Below are 15863 nucleotides of genomic sequence, written 5' to 3' on the forward strand. Positions count from 1 at the left end.
TCCGGCCCGAATGTCTCGATGTCGAGAGAGATCGAGACAGAATCCTCAGCGGCCCCGGCACGCCACAAGCGTGTTTTGGCAAGCTGAGCTCGACGCGCAGCGATGCGGATTGGAAGAACAGCGTGGATCTTTTCGAGTACCAGGCCAGAGACCTCTTCGAGGCCTACGGCGTCCCGGTCCTGCCGGGCATCATCGCCGACACCGCCGAGGAGGCGAAGGCGGCCGCCGAGAAGATCGGCGGAGTGACCGTCGTCAAGGCGCAGGTCAAGGTGGGCGGCCGCGGCAAGGCCGGAGGCGTCAAGGTCGCCAAGACCGCCGACGACGCATACAGTGCCGCCGAGGCGATCCTGGGCCTGGACATCAAGGGCCACACGGTCAAGCGCGTGATGATCGCCGGCGGCGCGCAGATCAAGCAGGAGTTCTACTTCTCGGTCCTGCTCGACCGGGCGAACCGCTCGTACCTGTCGCTCTGCAGCGTCGAGGGCGGAATGGAGATCGAAGAGCTGGCGGTCGAGCGTCCCGAGGCGCTGGCGCGCGTCGAGGTCGACCCGCTGACCGGCATCGACCTCGAGAAGGCCGTCGCGATCGCGAAGGCCGGCGGCTTCCCCGACGACCTCGTCGAGAAGGTCGCGCCCGTGCTCGTCAAGCTGTACGACGTCTACAAGGGCGAAGACGCGAGCCTGGTCGAGGTGAACCCGCTCGTACTCACCGAGCAGGGCGACATCGTCGCCCTCGACGGCAAGGTCTCGATCGACGAGAACGCCGACTTCCGGCACCCCGGTCACGCCGAGCTCGAGGACGCCACTGCTGCCGACCCGCTCGAGGCGAAGGCCAAGGCCGCAGGCCTCAACTACGTGAAGCTCGACGGCGAGGTCGGCATCATCGGCAACGGCGCCGGCCTCGTGATGTCGACGCTCGACGTCGTCGCCTACGCGGGTGAGAAGCACGGCGGCGTCAAGCCCGCCAACTTCCTCGACATCGGCGGCGGAGCCTCGGCCGAGGTCATGGCGAACGGCCTCGACGTGATCCTCGGAGACGAGCAGGTCAAGAGCGTCTTCGTCAACGTCTTCGGCGGCATCACCGCCTGCGACGCGGTCGCGAATGGCATCGTCGCGGCTCTCGGAATCCTCGGCGACGCCGCCACCAAGCCGCTCGTCGTGCGCCTCGACGGCAACAACGTCGACGAGGGGCGCCGCATCCTCGCCGAGGCGAACCACCCGCTCGTCACCGTCGTCGCCACCATGGACGAAGCCGCCGACAAGGCGGCCGAGCTGGCCTCCGCCGCCGCGGTCGAGAAGTAAGGAACAGCAACCAATGTCGATCTTCCTCACCAAAGACAGCAAGGTCATCGTCCAGGGCATCACGGGCGGCGAGGGCACGAAGCACACCGCGCTCATGCTGAAGGCCGGAACCCAGGTCGTCGGCGGCGTGAACGCCCGCAAGGCCGGCACGACCGTCACCCACGGCGATGTCGAGCTCCCCGTCTTCGGCACGGTCACCGAGGCCATCGAGACGACCGGGGCCGACGTCTCGATCGTCTTCGTTCCCCCGGCCTTCGCCAAGGACGCGGTCGTCGAGGCCATCGAGGCGGGCATCCCGCTCGTCGTCGTCATCACGGAGGGCATTCCGGCGCAGGATGCCGCCGAGTTCTGGGCGCTCGCCAAGTCGAGGGGCGGCACGACCCGCATCATCGGCCCGAACTGCCCCGGCATCATCACTCCCGGCGAGTCCCTCGTCGGTATCACTCCCAACAACATCACTGGCAAGGGGCCGATCGGCCTCGTGTCGAAGTCGGGAACCCTGACCTATCAGATGATGTTCGAGCTGCGCGACCTCGGCTTCTCGACCGCCATCGGCATCGGCGGCGACCCCGTCATCGGCACGACGCACATCGATGCGCTCGCCGCGTTCGAGGCCGACCCCGAGACCCGTGCGATCGTCATGATCGGCGAGATCGGCGGCGACGCCGAGGAGCGCGCCGCCGACTACATCAAGGCCAACGTCACTAAGCCGGTCGTCGGCTACGTCGCCGGCTTCACGGCTCCGGAGGGCAAGACCATGGGCCACGCGGGTGCGATCGTGTCCGGCTCGGCGGGCACCGCCCAGGCCAAGAAGGAGGCCCTCGAGGCCGCGGGTGTCAAGGTCGGCAAGACGCCGAGCGAGACTGCTGCGCTGCTGCGCGAGGTGTTCAGGGAGCTCGCGAGCTGAACCAGAGGGTACGGCGGCGAGCTCGCGAGCCGAACCAGAGCGCGCGGCCGCGGGCCTGTAGCCGCTGCGCCACCGCTGTCGCACTCGGACGCCGGCCGTCGCCGGTGTCGCCCTGCGAGAGCGGCGACTTCCTGAAGGGTCGCTCCGCCGTCGGCGGGGCGGCCCTTCGGCGTCGGCCGCCGCCGGTACAGTCATCGCCGTATGAACCGCCCTCTCACCGCCGTCTTCGCCGCGCTCGAGTCCTTGCTCGTCGTGGGCATCGGCGTGGGCGTCCCGGTGGTCTCGCTGACCTTCCTGTGGGCGTTCCAGTACGGCCTTCAGATCGACTGGAGCGTGTTCTGGCGGGCTGGCGCCGACGTCTGGCTGGTCGGCCACGGCGCTGACCTCACGCTGACCCTCTCGAAGTCGGCCGCCAGCGCCACGGGCATCTCCGGTGCGGGGGCGCCGATCCTGATCTCGATGGCCGCTCTCGGATTCGCGCTCACGACCTTCCTGCTCGGCGCTCGCGCGGGCCGCCGGCTCGCCGAGACGAACCACCGCGTCGTCGGCAGCGTCGCCGCGATCGCGTCGTTCGCCGTGTACGCCGCCATCGTCACCGTGACAGCGCGCCAGCCCTCGGCAGACGTGTCACTGGTGCAGGGCACCGTCTTTCCGACGCTCTTCTTCGGCGTCCCCCTGCTCATCGCGGTCGAGGTGAACCGTCGTCGCCGGGATCAGCCGCCAGGCGTGTTCATCGGTCTGAGTCTCCGAGCATTCGACGAGATCCCGAAGGTCGGCCGAGTGGTCGCCGTCGCCGCCATCCGCTCGGGCCTGGCCATCTCGGTCGTCGTGTTCGCCGTCGCCGGTCTGCTGGTCGCCCTGCTGCTGGCCACCCACTACGCGGCGATCATCGCGCTCTTCGAGGGCGCGCACGGCGGCGTCCTCGGCGGGCTCGCGCTGACGATCGGCCAGATCGCGCTGCTGCCGAATGTCGTGGCCTGGGCGGCGGCATGGCTCGTCGGTCCGGGGTTCGCGATCGGCGCCGGGTCGTCGGTGTCGCCACTCGCGACGACGCTGGGGCCGATGCCGGCTGTTCCCTTTCTCGGTGCGCTTCCCGCCTCGACGTCGAGCTTCGCGTTCGTCGGCATCCTCGTGCCGGTGGTGGCGTCGTTCGTCGTGGTGACGCTGTTCCGGCCGGCGCTCCAGCGGGCGCTGGGCGAGGTCGACTCGCTCCTGGTCCGCGTCATCGCGGGCGCCGCGACGGGAGTCGCGGCCGGTCTGATCATCGGTGTCACCGCTGCCCTCTCGGCGGGTTCCGCCGGACCGGGTCGCCTCGCCGAGGTCGGCCCCGACGCCTTCGCAGTCGGCGGCTTCGCGGCGCTCGAGATCGGTGTGCCGGCGATGCTCGCCCTCATGGTGCGGCAGCCCGACTGGGCGCTGAGCGACCTGACGGTGGCCGTGGCCGACAGGCTGCCACGGCGGGAGGCCGAGGGCGGCGGGGCGGCTGGGGGAGCTGCAGTTCCTGCGCCCGAAGCACCGGTGAAGCCGCAGGCGGCCGAGAGGGACGACGCCGTAGCCGACCACGACGACCTCACCTCGGGCCTGCCCTCTCTCGCAGACGCCCTCGACGGGGAGACCGACCGAAAGCGGTAGGGCCGACCGCGAACGCTAGGCTTGGCGGGTGCTCAAGCTCGTGGTGCTCATCTCCGGCGGAGGCTCGAATCTCCGGGCCCTCCTCGAGGCCGCGAGCGACGCCGAGTATCCGGCCCGCGTGATCGCGATCGGCGCCGACCGCGACGCCGACGGCTTAGAGCACGCCGAGGCCTTCGGCATCCCGACGTTCTCGGTGCCGTTCACGAGCTTCCCCGACCGCGAGTCGTGGGGCGACGAGCTGCTCGCGACGATCGAGCAGTGGGGTGCCGACCTCGTCGTGCTGAGCGGATTCATGCGCCTGCTGCCGATCCGAGTCGTCGAGGCGCTGACGCCCCACCTGATCAACACCCACCCGGCGTACCTGCCCGAGTTTCCCGGGGCCCACGGCGTCCGCGACGCTCTCGCCGCAGGCGTCAGCCAGACCGGTGCCAGCGTCATCGTGGTCGACGGCGGCGTCGACTCCGGCCCGATCCTGTCGCAGGAGCGCATCCCAGTGCTCCCCGGCGACACCGAATCCACGCTCCACGACCGCATCAAGGTCGTCGAGCGGAGGCTGCTCGTGCAGAGCGTCCTCGACATCGCCAACGGAACCCTCGACCTGACGGAGAAGACCCCCGCATGAGCGGACACGCCATCGACCCCAGCCTCTACCGCGACCGCGACGCCGTGCCGATCAGCCGGGCGCTGATCTCGGTGAGCGACAAGACCGGCCTGCTCGAGCTCGCCAGCGCGCTGGCGAAGGCCGGGGTCGAGATCGTCTCGACGGGATCGACCGCTCAGGCCATCCGCGACGCCGGCCACGACGTCACCGACGTGAGCGCAGTGACCGGCTTCCCGGAGTCGCTCGACGGCCGCGTCAAGACGCTTCACCCCGGCATCCACGCGGGAGTGCTCGCCGACCTGCGCCTCGAGAGCCACGAGCAGCAGCTGCGCGACCTGGACATCAAGCCGTTCGAGCTCGTCGTCGTGAACCTCTACCCGTTCGTCGAGACCGTCGCGTCGGGTGCGGACACCCCGACGGTGATCGAGAACATCGACATCGGAGGGCCCGCGCTCGTCCGCGCCGCCGCCAAGAACCACGCCAACGTCGCCATCGCCGTGTCGCCGACGTCATACGGCCAGATCGTCAAAGCGCTCACGCTCGGCGGCACGACACTTGCGCAGCGCCAGCGACTGGCTGGCGAGGCGTTCGCCCACACGGCCGCGTACGACAGCGCGGTCGCGGCGTACTTCGCGGCGAGCGTGGGCATCAAGAACCCCGCGCAGGGCAGTGTCCCGCAGGGCAGTGCCGCGCAGGGCAGTGTCTCTCAGGGCAGTGTCTCTCAGGAACTCGAGACTGCCGCGTTCGCCCCCGAGCTCACCGTCACCGCAGATCTCCAGCACACGCTCCGCTACGGCGAGAACTCGCACCAGGCCGCCGCGATCTACGCGCAGGCCGGCGGCACGGGCATCGCCCAGGCGACCCAGCTGCACGGCAAGGAGATGTCGTACAACAACTACGTCGACGCCGATGCGGCCGTGCGCGCGGCCTTCGACTTCGAGGCGCCGGCCGTCGCGATCATCAAGCACGCCAACCCCTGCGGCATCGCCGTGGGCGGCCTGCTCGAGGCCGACCCGATCGCCGATGCGCACGCCCGCGCCCACGCCTGCGACCCGGTCTCGGCGTACGGCGGGGTCATCGCCGCAAACCGCACGGTCACCGTCGCGATGGCCGAGACGGTGAAGGACATCTTCACCGAGGTAGTCGTGGCACCCGGCTTCGAGCCCGAGGCGCTGGCGCTCCTGCAGACGAAGAAGAACATCCGCCTGCTGCAGCTGCCCGCCGACTTCGCGCTGGGCGAGCGGGAGATCAAGCAGATCTCGGGCGGCATCCTGCTGCAGGACAGCGACCGCTTCACCGGCTTCTCGTCGGAGGGCTGGACGCTGGTCGCCGGCGACGAGGCGGACGACGCCACGCGCGCCGACCTCGAGTTCGCCTGGATCGCCTCGCGGGCCGTCAAGTCGAACGCGATCCTCCTCGCCGACGACGGCGCCTCGGTCGGCGTCGGCATGGGCCAGGTCAACCGGGTCGACTCGTGCCACCTCGCTGTGAACCGCGCGGGCGACCGGGCGCGCGGATCGGTGGCGGCGTCGGACGCGTTCTTCCCGTTCGCGGACGGACTCGAGGTGCTGCTCGCCGCCGGCGTGCGCGCCGTCGTCCAGCCCGGCGGGTCGATCCGCGACGAGGAGGTCGTCGCCGCGGCACAGAAGGCCGGCGTCACGATGTACTTCACCGGCGAGCGCCACTTCTTCCACTGAGGGCTGACGGGGCTGACCGTACTACCGGGGCTGACGGCGCCGACAGTACTGACGAGCGCGGGATGAGAACGGATTCGTTCGGAAGCCTTGCAATCGTGACCACGGTCCCCATATCCTAAAAGGCTGCTTGCGGTCGCCTTCGAAGTGACTGCGAAATGCACCACGTGACGACATGCGAATGCGAATGCCTCGGGAGGACATGATGACGAACACAGCCCAGACCACGGTCCAGACGGTGACCGTCTTCGTGCGCGCCTCCCTCGAGTTCCGCCGCTCCCCGCGTCCCGCGACGCCAGCGGCCTAGCTCACCGGCTCCCGCACCAACCGATCACGAGCCGCGCTGACGCGCGCCTCAGGGCCTCGGCCCGCGGACACCTCCGCCTGCACCTCGCCGCGCATGACCGACGCGGGGTGACACGACCCATATCGACGGCGCTCCGGCGACCCGTCAGAACGAACCTGGATCAACCATGTCCCACCACCCCCCTCCCACCCCCAAGACGTCGACGCTGCGCACGCTGAGCCGTCTCTATCCCTTCGTGAAACCCGCGATGTCGCGCATCATCCTCGGCATGGTCGCGGCACTCATCGCGTCGGTCGTGGCCTTGCTCATCCCGAACGTCCTCCAGCGGCTCGTCGACGGCCCGCTCTCGAGCGGGGACTCGTCGCAGGTCTGGCCGGCATTCGCGATCGTGCTGGGCCTCGGCGTCGTCGAAGCGCTGATGATCATGGGACGTCGCTGGCTCGTGCTGACGCCGAGCACGCACGTCGAGTCGAGCATGCGCAACGGCCTCTATGCGAAGCTGCAGGACCTCCCCGTCGCATTCCACGACCGCTGGCAGAGCGGTCAGCTGCTGAGCCGCTCGGTGAGCGACCTCAGCCTGATCCGCCGCTGGCTGGCGTTCGGCGTCGTGCTGCTGGTGGTCAACTTCCTGACCATCCTGGTGGGCTTCGTCGTGCTGTTCTTCTACAGCTGGCTGCTCGGCATCATCTTCCTCGTGGCGTCCGTGCCGATCTGGGTCGTGAGCATCCGGTTCGAGACCCGGTACTCGGTGATCGCCCGGCGTAGCCAGGACCAGGTCGGCGATCTCGCCACCAGCGTCGAGGAGTCGGTCCACGGCATCCGCGTGCTCAAGGCCTTCGGCCGAGGCAAGCACTCGCTCCGCGACTTCGCGAAGCGGGCCGAAGACCTGCGTGGCACCGAGATCGAGAAGTCGAAGGCTATCGCGCAGCTGTGGCTGTGGCTCCTCCTGGTGCCCGACGTGGCGTTCGCCCTGTGCCTCTTCGCGGGCATCGGGCTCGCAGCCGGCGGCAGCATGACCGTCGGCGAGCTGTTCGCGTTCTTCGCGACGGCGACCGTGCTGCGGTTCCCGGTCGAGTCGATCGGCTTCCTGCTCTCGATGACGTTCGACACGCGCACCGCCGTCGACCGCTTCTTCGAGGTCCTCGACAGCGTCAACACGATCACCGACCCGGAGATCCCCAAGACGATCACCGAGCCCCGCGGGCGCCTGGAGTTCCGGAACACGCACTTCCGGTACCAGGACTCCCCGGCGCAGTTCGCCGATCTCGTCGACGGCGTCGACCTCGTGCTCGAGCCGGGCGAGACGATGGCGCTGGTCGGCCTGACCGGCTCGGGCAAGACCACGCTTCTCGCACTCGCGCCGCGGCTCTACGACGTCACCGGCGGCGAGGTGCTGCTCGACGGCGTCGATGTACGCGACCTGACCCGGGAGGAGCTCCGGCGCCACATCGGGATGGCCTTCGAGGACGCCACGCTGTTCAGCACCACGGTGCGCGACAACGTGCTCCTCGGCCGCCCCGACCTATCGGGCGACGAGGCCGAGGCGGTCATGCGCGAGGCGCTCGAGATCGCTCAGGCCGGTTTCGTCGACGACCTGCCCGAGGGCGTCGACACGACCGTCGGCGAAGAGGGTCTCAGCCTCTCCGGAGGGCAGCGGCAGCGGCTCGCCCTGGCGCGCGCCATAGCGGCGCGCCCCTCGGTGCTGGTGCTCGACGATCCGCTGTCAGCACTCGACGTCGACACCGAGGCCCGAGTCGAGGCCGGCCTGCGCCGCGTCCTCGCGGACACGACCTCGCTCATCGTGGCGCACCGCCCCTCGACGGTGAACCTCGCCGACCGGGTCGCGCTCCTCGAGAACGGCCGGGTCACCGCGGTCGGGACCCACTCCGATCTCATCGCCACCAACGACCACTACCGCTACGTGATCTCGTCGCTCGACGACGACGATCAGACCACCCGAGAGGAGGTGCTGGCATGAGCACCACGACCACCCAGGGCGTGAAGGGCGAGGAGCGCGACGACTTCTCCAAGGAGGAGAGCGCGCGCCTCCGCCTCCGCTCGCGGCGCCTTCTCGCGTCGCTCCTCGAGCCCCTGAGGGCTCGCATCGCGGTGACCGCCGTCATCGTCGTCATCTCGACGGCGGCGCAGGTCGCCGGACCGACGCTGATCGCGTACGGCATCGACAACGCGCTGCCCGCGCTGGTGAAGAACAACGACTGGATGCCCGCCATCGTGGTGGTCGGCCTCTACCTCGTGGTCGGAATCGTCGGCGCGATCCTGATGGCCCAGTACACGGTGATCTTCGCCCGGGTGAGCCAGAGCATCCTGTTCGACCTGCGCAAGCGGCTCTTCCTCCACACGCAGCGGCTGAGCCTGGAGTTCCACGAGAGCTACACGTCGGGGCGCATCATCTCCCGGCAGACCAGCGACCTGGACTCGATCCGCGAGCTCTTCGACTCGGGCATCAACCAGCTCGTGCAGGGGCTGCTCTACATGGTGTTCACCGCGATCGCCTTGGTGAGCCTCGACGCCCCCTCAGGTCTGATCCTCGGGGTCGCGCTGATTCCGTTGGTCGTGCTGACCCGCTGGTTCCAGACGCGCTCGCAGAAGCTCTTCCGGTCCACGCGCACGACGAGCGCCCGCGTGATCGTCCAATTCGTGGAGACGATGACGGGCATCCGGGCTGTCCAGGCCTTCCGCAAAGAGGGCCGCAACGAGAAGCAGTACGGCGGCTACGTCGAGGACTACCGCAAGGCCAACTCGCGGGTGTTCCAGCTGTTCGGAACGTTCGATCCGGGACTCGTCCTCATCGGCAACGCGACACTGGCGGCAGTCGTACTGTTCGGCGCGTTCCGCGTGATCGACGGCGGCCTCGAGGTCGGCGCCCTGCTCGCGGTGGCGCTATACGCGAAGCGCTTCTTCGACCCGGCCGAAGAGCTGGCCATGTTCTACAACGGCTACCAGTCGGCCTCGGCCGCGCTCGAGAAGATCTCGGGCGTGCTGGAGGAGAGCCCCAGCGTTCCCGACCCGGTGCGACCCACCGACCTGTGGCACGCCAAGGGCGCGATCGACTTCGACGACGTCGAGTTCGCCTACAACAGGGACGCCATCGTGCTGCCCGAGTTCGAGCTGCACGTGCCGGCCGGGCAGACCATCGCCCTCGTCGGCTCGACGGGCGCCGGCAAGTCGACGCTCGCCAAGCTGATAGCGCGCTTCTACGACCCCTCGCGGGGCAGCGTGAAGCTCGACGGCGTCGATCTGCGCGACCTGCATCCGAAGGACCTGCGACGAGCGATCGTCATGGTCACCCAGGAGGCGTACCTGTTCTCGGGCTCCGTGGCCGACAACATCGCGCTCGGAAAGCCGGACGCCACGCGCGACGAGATAGAGCGGGCTGCCCGTGCGGTCGGCGCGCACGAGTTCATCGTGGCGCTGCCCGACGGGTACGACACCGACGTGAACAAGCGCGGTGGGCGCGTCTCGGCCGGCCAGCGGCAGCTGCTCTCGTTCGCCCGCGCGTTCATCGCCGACCCGGCCGTGCTGATCCTCGACGAGGCGACGGCATCGCTCGACATCCCGAGCGAGCGGCTCGTGCAGGAGGCGCTGCAGACGCTGCTCTCCGACCGGACAGCACTCATCATCGCGCACCGGCTGTCGACGGTGGCGATCGCCGACCGGGTGCTCGTCATGGAGTACGGCCGCATCGTCGAAGACGGCACGCCCGACGACCTGATCTCGGGCACGGGCCGGTTCGCGCAGCTGCACGCGGCGTGGAGGGACTCGCTGGTCTGAGCGGGCGGGCATCGCTGGCGCCTGGTGCCCGCACGCCGCGGGTGCCAGGGTGCCTCGTCAGCTCCCGGGCGCCCACTCCGCGACGGCCAGGTCGACGCGCCACGAGGCGCCGTCGCGCGACCACCGCAGCGGCGTGCCCTCGACCCGGTACATCTCGAGGGCCCGCTGCGCGTGGCCCAACGCGGGGTGCCCGGAGGCCCGGATCACCCGCCACCAGTGCGTCTCGGCTCCGGAGTGCGCCATGACCTTGCCGACGCCGCGAGACGAGCGGGAGCCGAGCGCGGCGGCTACGCCGCCGTACGTCATGACGCGCCCCGACGGGATCGTCTCGACGACCTCGAGCACTCGCGAGAACCAGTCGTCAGGGTCGGGCTCGAGGGCCTGGGCGTCATCGGCCGCGAGTGCGACAGCATCGGCGCCGTCGGGCTCGAGCCCTTCGGCCTCAGCCCTCGTCACCCTGCGGCGACGGCGAGATGGTCAGCGCTGCGAGGTGCTCGCCGTAGGGGGTCTCGCCGATGACGGCGAAGCCGACGTGCAGGAAGAACGCCTCCGGACCGTCGTCGCCGGGCTCGTACATGACGGTCAGCCGGTCGAACCCGCGGCTGCGCGCCTCGGCGGCGAGAGCATGAACGGCGAACCGGCCGATACCGCGGCCCTGCGCGTCGGCCGACACGTTGATCCGCCAGATGCAGCTGCGAAGCGACTCGTTGTCGCTGTCGGGGTCGAAGTTGCCCATGATGAAGCCGACGACCTCGTCGCCGTCGAGCACGACGCGCGGCCACGCCGTCGACGGATTGACGTACGCCTCGGCGATGGAGTGCGAGACCGGCGCCACGTACTGCTCTTGGCCCGGTTTGAGGGTCAGCGTGTTCGCTGCGACGATCGTCCTGGCCGACAGCTCTTCGAGGCGGAGGTCACTCATGGCCACAGAGTACCGCCCGACCCGGTGGTGCGCCCCAGAGGCAGAAGAGACCTGTGGACAACCGCGCTCGTCCGTGCCGATACAGTGCTGAAGACGGGCAGATCGAGGGCGGGAGGATGCTGATGCGCACCGGCACCAACCTTCCGGCGATCGGCGGCTACAACCAGGCGGTCGTCCTCGACGCCATCCGCAGGGCCTCCGACGGCCTCAGCCGCGTGGAGCTCGCGGAGCGCACCGGCCTCAGCGCGCAGACTATCGGCAACGTGTCGCGCCGCCTCCTCGACGAGGGCCTGGTACGCGAGACCGGCAAGGTCGTCAACGGACCGGGCAAGCCCCGCACGATCCTCCAGCTCGAGGGGCGCGGCAGCTACGCGGTCGGAGTCCACATCGACCCCGCCGTCATCACCTACGTCGTGCTCGACCTGCGCGGCTCGGTCGTCTCGCACTCGCGCACGCGCACCCCGTCGGCGAAGCGGCCGGCCGAGGTCATCGAGCTGATGGCCCGGTCGATCAGCCACCTCATCGACGACTCCGGGGTCGACCGGTCGCTGGTCCTCGGCGTCGGGATCGCCTCGCCGGGGCCGATCGACGCCGGAGCCGGGACCGTGCTCGACCCGCCCATGCTGCCGATGTGGAAGAACGTCCCCCTGCGCGCGGCGCTCAGCGAGGCGACCGGGCTGCCGGTGCTCCTCGAGAAAGACGTCACGGCGGCCGCGGTCGCCGAGCTCTGGTTCTCGCGCGAGAACGAGCGGCAGAACTTCGCCTTCGTCTACTACGGCACCGGGTTCGGAACGGGGCTCGTCCTGAACCGCGAGGCCGTCCGCGGTTCCACGGCGAACGCGGGCGACGCGGGCCACATCACGGTCGACCCGGCGGGCGCGGTCTGCGTCTGCGGACGCGCCGGCTGCGTCGGCGACCTGATCACGCCGCGCTCGCTCGTCCAGCAGGCCATCGCCGCGCAGGTCCTGCCTCCCCTCGAGCCCGACGCCGACGATCCGACCGACATGGCGGCGATCAGCCGCGCGTTCCAGCGTCTGGCCGAGAGCGCAGGAACTGGCCAGCCCGCCGCCCAGCTCATCCTCCGCGAGGCGGGCCTCCACCTCGCCCGCGCCGTCGTCGTGCTCGTCAACCTCCTCGACCTCGACGAGATCGTCTTCGGAGGGCCCTTCTGGGACGAGATCGGCGACGCGCTCCTGGCCGTCCTGCCGACCGCCGTCGAGACGGACCCGGCCCTCATCCCCACGCACTCGCTGCTCTTCGACCGGTCGTCGATCGGGGAGGACGTCGCCGCCGTCGGGGCCGCCTGCCTGGTGCTCGACTACGCCTTCTCGCCGCGTCCGTCGGCGATGCTGATCTCGGTCTGAAGCGTTCTCCACAACCTCTCCAGAAGGGGTTGACACGGATTACTCCATACGATTGAGTAATGCCGAGCGGTTCGGCGATGGCGCCGAGCAGGGCCGCTCGCGCCGGTCGATCTCGCCGGTGCGAGGCCCCTCTATGGAGCAAGGGAGCACCAGGATGTTCAGCACAGCACAGGCAAAGCGGCAACGCGTTGGCTGGGGCCGTGAAGGGGTAGCACGAACCGAAGTCTCCACAGTCGCATCCCCCCGCAGCCACCCCGTGTCGATCCACCACCGCCACCCTCGTCCTGCCCGCGGGCAGAATCTGGAGTCCACCCATGCATGACAACAGCGCATCCGTCGAAGTCCGAGTCGATCGCTTCGTCCTGGAACGCCTCGTCCCAGCCGTCTACCGCCGCACCCGCGCTCTCTCCATCGAGGCCTGGGAGGTGCCCGACGAGCCCGTCCCGTTCACCGAGGCTGTCGCGCAGCAGTATGTGCCCTTCAGCGTGGGCATGCCGTGGAGCAAGCCGTGGGGCACCACCTGGTTCCACGTGACCGGCGTCGTCCCGGACGGCTGGGGAGGCGACGGAACAGCGATCGAGCTTCTCGTCGACCTCGGCTTCAGCAGCCGCCAGCCCGGCTTCCAGGCCGAGGGCCTGGTGTACACGCCCGCTGGCGACATCGTGAAGGCCATCGAGCCGTTCAACGGCTACGTGCCTCTCGACGGCGGGCTCATCGATCTCGGCCCCGGCGATGCGATCGACCTCTACATCGAGGCCGCGTCGAACCCCGACGTCGGCGGCAACTTCTTCTACATCCCGACCCCGCTCGGCGACAAGACGACCGCCGGCACCGACCCGATCTACACGCTCCGTCAGGTCGACGTCGTCGAGCGCGACATCGACGTCTACGAGCTCGAGCGCGACGTGTGGAGCCTGCTCGGCCTGATGCGCGAGCTCGAGCCGAGCCTTCCTCGTCGCGCTGAGATCCTCCGCGCGCTCGAGGATGTCTGCGACGTGGTCGATCCCGACGACGTCGCCTCGACCGCCGCCGCAGGTCGCGCTGCGCTCGCCGCCGTGCTGTCGTCGCCCGCCTACGCCAGCGCCCACGCCGTCACCGCCGTGGGCCACGCCCACATCGACTCGGCCTGGCTCTGGCCGACCCGCGAGACAGTCCGCAAGTGCGCCCGGACCTTCTCGAACGTGCTCCAGCTCATGGACACCGATCCGGACTTCGTCTTCGCCTGCTCGAGCGCGCAGCAGTTCAGCTGGATGAAGCAGTTCTACCCTGCCCTGTTCGAGCGCATCCGCGCCCGCGTCGCCGAGGGCCGATTCGTGCCGGTGGGCGGAATGTGGGTCGAGAGCGACACCAACATGCCCGGCGGCGAGGCTCTCGCCCGTCAGTTCGTGCACGGAAAGGGATTCTTCCTGCGCGAGTTCGGCTACGAGCCCACCGAGGTGTGGCTGCCCGACTCGTTCGGCTACACCGCGGCCATGCCGCAGATCGCGCGCTCGGCGGGCTCCGACTCGTTCCTCACGCAGAAGATCTCGTGGAACGACACCAACCGCATGCCGCACCACTCCTTCCTCTGGGAGGGCATCGACGGCTCGCGCATCTTCACGCACTTCCCGCCGAGCGACACCTACAACTCCGACCTGTCGGGCGCCGACCTCGCCCGAGCGCAGCGCCAGTACGCCGAGAAGGGCCGGTCGAACGTGTCGCTGGCCCTGTTCGGCTGGGGCGACGGCGGCGGCGGGCCCACCCGCGAGATGCTCGCCGCCGCCGCACGCACTCGCGATCTGGAGGGCTCGCCGAAGGTCACGATCGGATCGCCGAAGCAGTTCTTCGACGAGGCCAAGGCGACGCTCCCCGCTCCGTCCGTGTGGTCGGGCGAGATGTACCTCGAGCTGCACCGGGGCACCTACACTTCGCAGGCCCACACGAAGCAGGGCAACCGCCGCAGCGAGCACCTTCTCCGCGAGGCCGAGCTCTGGAGCTCCGCCGCCGCAGTCGCGGGGCTCCTGGACTACCCGTACGAGCACCTCACTGCCATCTGGGAGACCGTCCTGCTCCAGCAGTTCCACGACATCCTTCCGGGGTCGTCGATCGCGTGGGTTCACCAGCAGGCCGAGGAGAACTACGCGCGCATCACGGGAGAGCTCGAGGAGATCATCGCGACCGCGCAGAAGGCGCTCGCGGGCGACGGCGAGAAGCAGCTCACGTTCAACGCGAGCCCCGTCACCGCCGGAGGCGTGCCCGCGCTGGGAGCCGCGGTGGCCGCGACGACGAGAAGCATCGCGCCGCGGCGGGTGGACGGCGGGGTCGTCCTCGACAACGGACAGGTCTCCGCGCGCTTCGACGACTCCGGCGCCCTCGTGTCGCTGCGCGACCTGGACACCGGCCGCGACCTCGTCGCCCCGGGCGAATCGGCCTCCGTGCTGCAGATCTACCGCGACACCCCGAACCAGTGGGACGCCTGGGACATCGACCGGCACTACCAGAACAACCGCGTCGAGCTTCGGACCCCCACCGAGGTGCTCGTCACGGACCGAACCGTCGAGGTCACCCACGTGCACGGCGAATCGACGTTCACTCAGCGGTACTGGCTCGAGGCCGGCGATCACGCGCTCCAGATCGAGACCGTCATCGACTGGCACGAGCGCGAGAAGCTGCTCAAGCTGGCCTTCCCACTCGACGTGCGGGCCGACCAGGCGTCCTCCGAGATCCAGTTCGGCCACATCAAGCGGGCCACGGCCGTGAACACGTCGTGGGACTACGCACGGTTCGAGACCATCGCCCATCGCTGGGTCCATGTCGGCGAGCCCGGCTTCGGCATAGCCGTCGCCAACGGCTCGACCTACGGCCACGACATCACTCGGACCACCCGCGATGACGGCGGCACCACGACGCTGGTGCGCGAGTCGCTGCTGCGCGCACCGCGCTTCCCCGACCCGACGGCCGACCAGGGTCGCCACGTTCTCCGCACCGTCCTCGGCGTCGCGCCCGGCGTTCTCGACGCCGCGGCGGAGGGCTACCGCGTGAACCTGCCGGTCCGGACGATCGACGGCGCGGGTGTCGACGTCGTCGAGCCGCTCGTGACGGTGTCCTCGCCGGCCGTGTTCGCCGAGGCGGTCAAGCTGGCCGAAGACCGGTCGGGCGATCTGATCGTGCGGCTCTACGAGGCCGAGGGCGGGCGAGCCACAGCGACGGTGGGCTTCGGCGTGCCGATCACGTCCGCGTGGACGACCGACCTCCTGGAGCGCGACCGAGGCGACGGCGGCTGGGATGCCGCCACGCCCATCGAGCTGACGCTCCGGCCATTCCAGCTGGTGACGCTTCGGGTGAAGCCGGCCTAGCCGCTGAG

The 15863-nt window shown here is 69.7% G+C and carries 11 protein-coding genes; 9 read left to right on the plus strand and 2 right to left on the minus strand.

Translation table 11 applies throughout. The features are described from left to right. The first annotated feature begins 122 nt into the window (after positions 1-122). The 7 genes from sucC (at position 123) to AC3CBB_RS16725 (ending at position 10234) form a co-directional block, all read left to right on the plus strand. Positions 123-1301: an ADP-forming succinate--CoA ligase subunit beta gene (gene sucC / locus AC3CBB_RS16695; RefSeq protein WP_488625433.1), complete on the plus strand. Its 1179-nt coding sequence runs from the start codon at positions 123-125 to the stop codon at positions 1299-1301. 13 nt (positions 1302-1314) lie between these two features. Next, positions 1315-2208 (plus strand): succinate--CoA ligase subunit alpha, encoded by an 894-nt coding sequence (gene sucD / locus AC3CBB_RS16700; RefSeq protein ID WP_123506993.1) that lies wholly within the window; start codon positions 1315-1317, stop codon positions 2206-2208. A gap of 201 nt (positions 2209-2409) precedes the next feature. Then, positions 2410-3840: a cell division protein PerM gene (locus AC3CBB_RS16705; RefSeq protein ID WP_488625434.1), complete on the plus strand. Its 1431-nt coding sequence runs from the start codon at positions 2410-2412 to the stop codon at positions 3838-3840. Between the two features lie 28 nt (positions 3841-3868). Beyond that, positions 3869-4462, plus strand: coding sequence for a phosphoribosylglycinamide formyltransferase (purN, locus tag AC3CBB_RS16710; protein WP_488625435.1), 594 nt, complete (start codon positions 3869-3871; stop codon positions 4460-4462). Then, on the plus strand, positions 4459-6138 hold the full coding sequence (gene purH, locus AC3CBB_RS16715) for a bifunctional phosphoribosylaminoimidazolecarboxamide formyltransferase/IMP cyclohydrolase (protein WP_488625436.1): 1680 nt from the start codon (positions 4459-4461) through the stop codon (positions 6136-6138). Before purN ends, purH begins: the two co-directional genes overlap by 4 nt. Positions 6139-6608: 470 nt before the next feature. Then, positions 6609-8420 (plus strand): ABC transporter ATP-binding protein, encoded by a 1812-nt coding sequence (locus tag AC3CBB_RS16720; RefSeq protein WP_488625437.1) that lies wholly within the window; start codon positions 6609-6611, stop codon positions 8418-8420. Continuing rightward, positions 8417-10234: an ABC transporter ATP-binding protein gene (locus AC3CBB_RS16725; protein ID WP_123506998.1), complete on the plus strand. Its 1818-nt coding sequence runs from the start codon at positions 8417-8419 to the stop codon at positions 10232-10234. Before AC3CBB_RS16720 ends, AC3CBB_RS16725 begins: the two co-directional genes overlap by 4 nt. A gap of 57 nt (positions 10235-10291) precedes the next feature. On the opposite strand, the gene AC3CBB_RS16730 is transcribed toward AC3CBB_RS16725, so the two are convergent. Both AC3CBB_RS16730 and AC3CBB_RS16735 read right to left on the minus strand, forming a co-directional pair. Further along, positions 10292-10690 carry an MGMT family protein gene (locus AC3CBB_RS16730; protein ID WP_233580047.1) on the minus strand — a complete coding sequence of 133 codons (399 nt, stop codon included), beginning with the start codon at positions 10688-10690 and terminating at the stop codon, positions 10292-10294. Further along, the gene (locus AC3CBB_RS16735) at positions 10677-11156 is read right to left on the minus strand and encodes a GNAT family N-acetyltransferase (RefSeq protein WP_123506999.1); all 480 of its coding nucleotides are present in this window, start codon (positions 11154-11156) and stop codon (positions 10677-10679) included. The genes AC3CBB_RS16730 and AC3CBB_RS16735 overlap by 14 nt, the downstream gene beginning before the upstream one ends. Positions 11157-11278: 122 nt before the next feature. Here AC3CBB_RS16735 and AC3CBB_RS16740 point away from each other — a divergent pair, with 122 nt between their 5' ends. Next, on the plus strand, positions 11279-12520 hold the full coding sequence (locus AC3CBB_RS16740; RefSeq protein WP_123507124.1) for an ROK family transcriptional regulator: 1242 nt from the start codon (positions 11279-11281) through the stop codon (positions 12518-12520). A gap of 314 nt (positions 12521-12834) precedes the next feature. Further along, the gene (locus tag AC3CBB_RS16745; protein ID WP_488625438.1) at positions 12835-15855 is read left to right on the plus strand and encodes an alpha-mannosidase; all 3021 of its coding nucleotides are present in this window, start codon (positions 12835-12837) and stop codon (positions 15853-15855) included. The last annotated feature ends 8 nt before the right edge of the window (positions 15856-15863 follow it).

Source organism: Frondihabitans sp. OV104 (assembly GCF_057787745.1).

Bases quoted from the DNA above. Each gene is read 5' to 3' on its own strand.
- AC3CBB_RS16720 (WP_488625437.1), top strand. From the start codon at position 6,609: ATGTCCCACCACCCCCCTCCCACCCCCAAGACGTCGACGCTGCGCACG.
- AC3CBB_RS16725 (WP_123506998.1), top strand. From the start codon at position 8,417: ATGAGCACCACGACCACCCAGGGCGTGAAGGGCGAGGAGCGCGACGAC.
- AC3CBB_RS16740 (WP_123507124.1), top strand. From the start codon at position 11,279: ATGCGCACCGGCACCAACCTTCCGGCGATCGGCGGCTACAACCAGGCG.
- AC3CBB_RS16735 (WP_123506999.1), bottom strand. From the start codon at position 11,156: ATGAGTGACCTCCGCCTCGAAGAGCTGTCGGCCAGGACGATCGTCGCA.
- AC3CBB_RS16705 (WP_488625434.1), top strand. From the start codon at position 2,410: ATGAACCGCCCTCTCACCGCCGTCTTCGCCGCGCTCGAGTCCTTGCTC.
- sucD (WP_123506993.1), top strand. From the start codon at position 1,315: ATGTCGATCTTCCTCACCAAAGACAGCAAGGTCATCGTCCAGGGCATC.
- purH (WP_488625436.1), top strand. From the start codon at position 4,459: ATGAGCGGACACGCCATCGACCCCAGCCTCTACCGCGACCGCGACGCC.
- AC3CBB_RS16745 (WP_488625438.1), top strand. From the start codon at position 12,835: ATGCATGACAACAGCGCATCCGTCGAAGTCCGAGTCGATCGCTTCGTC.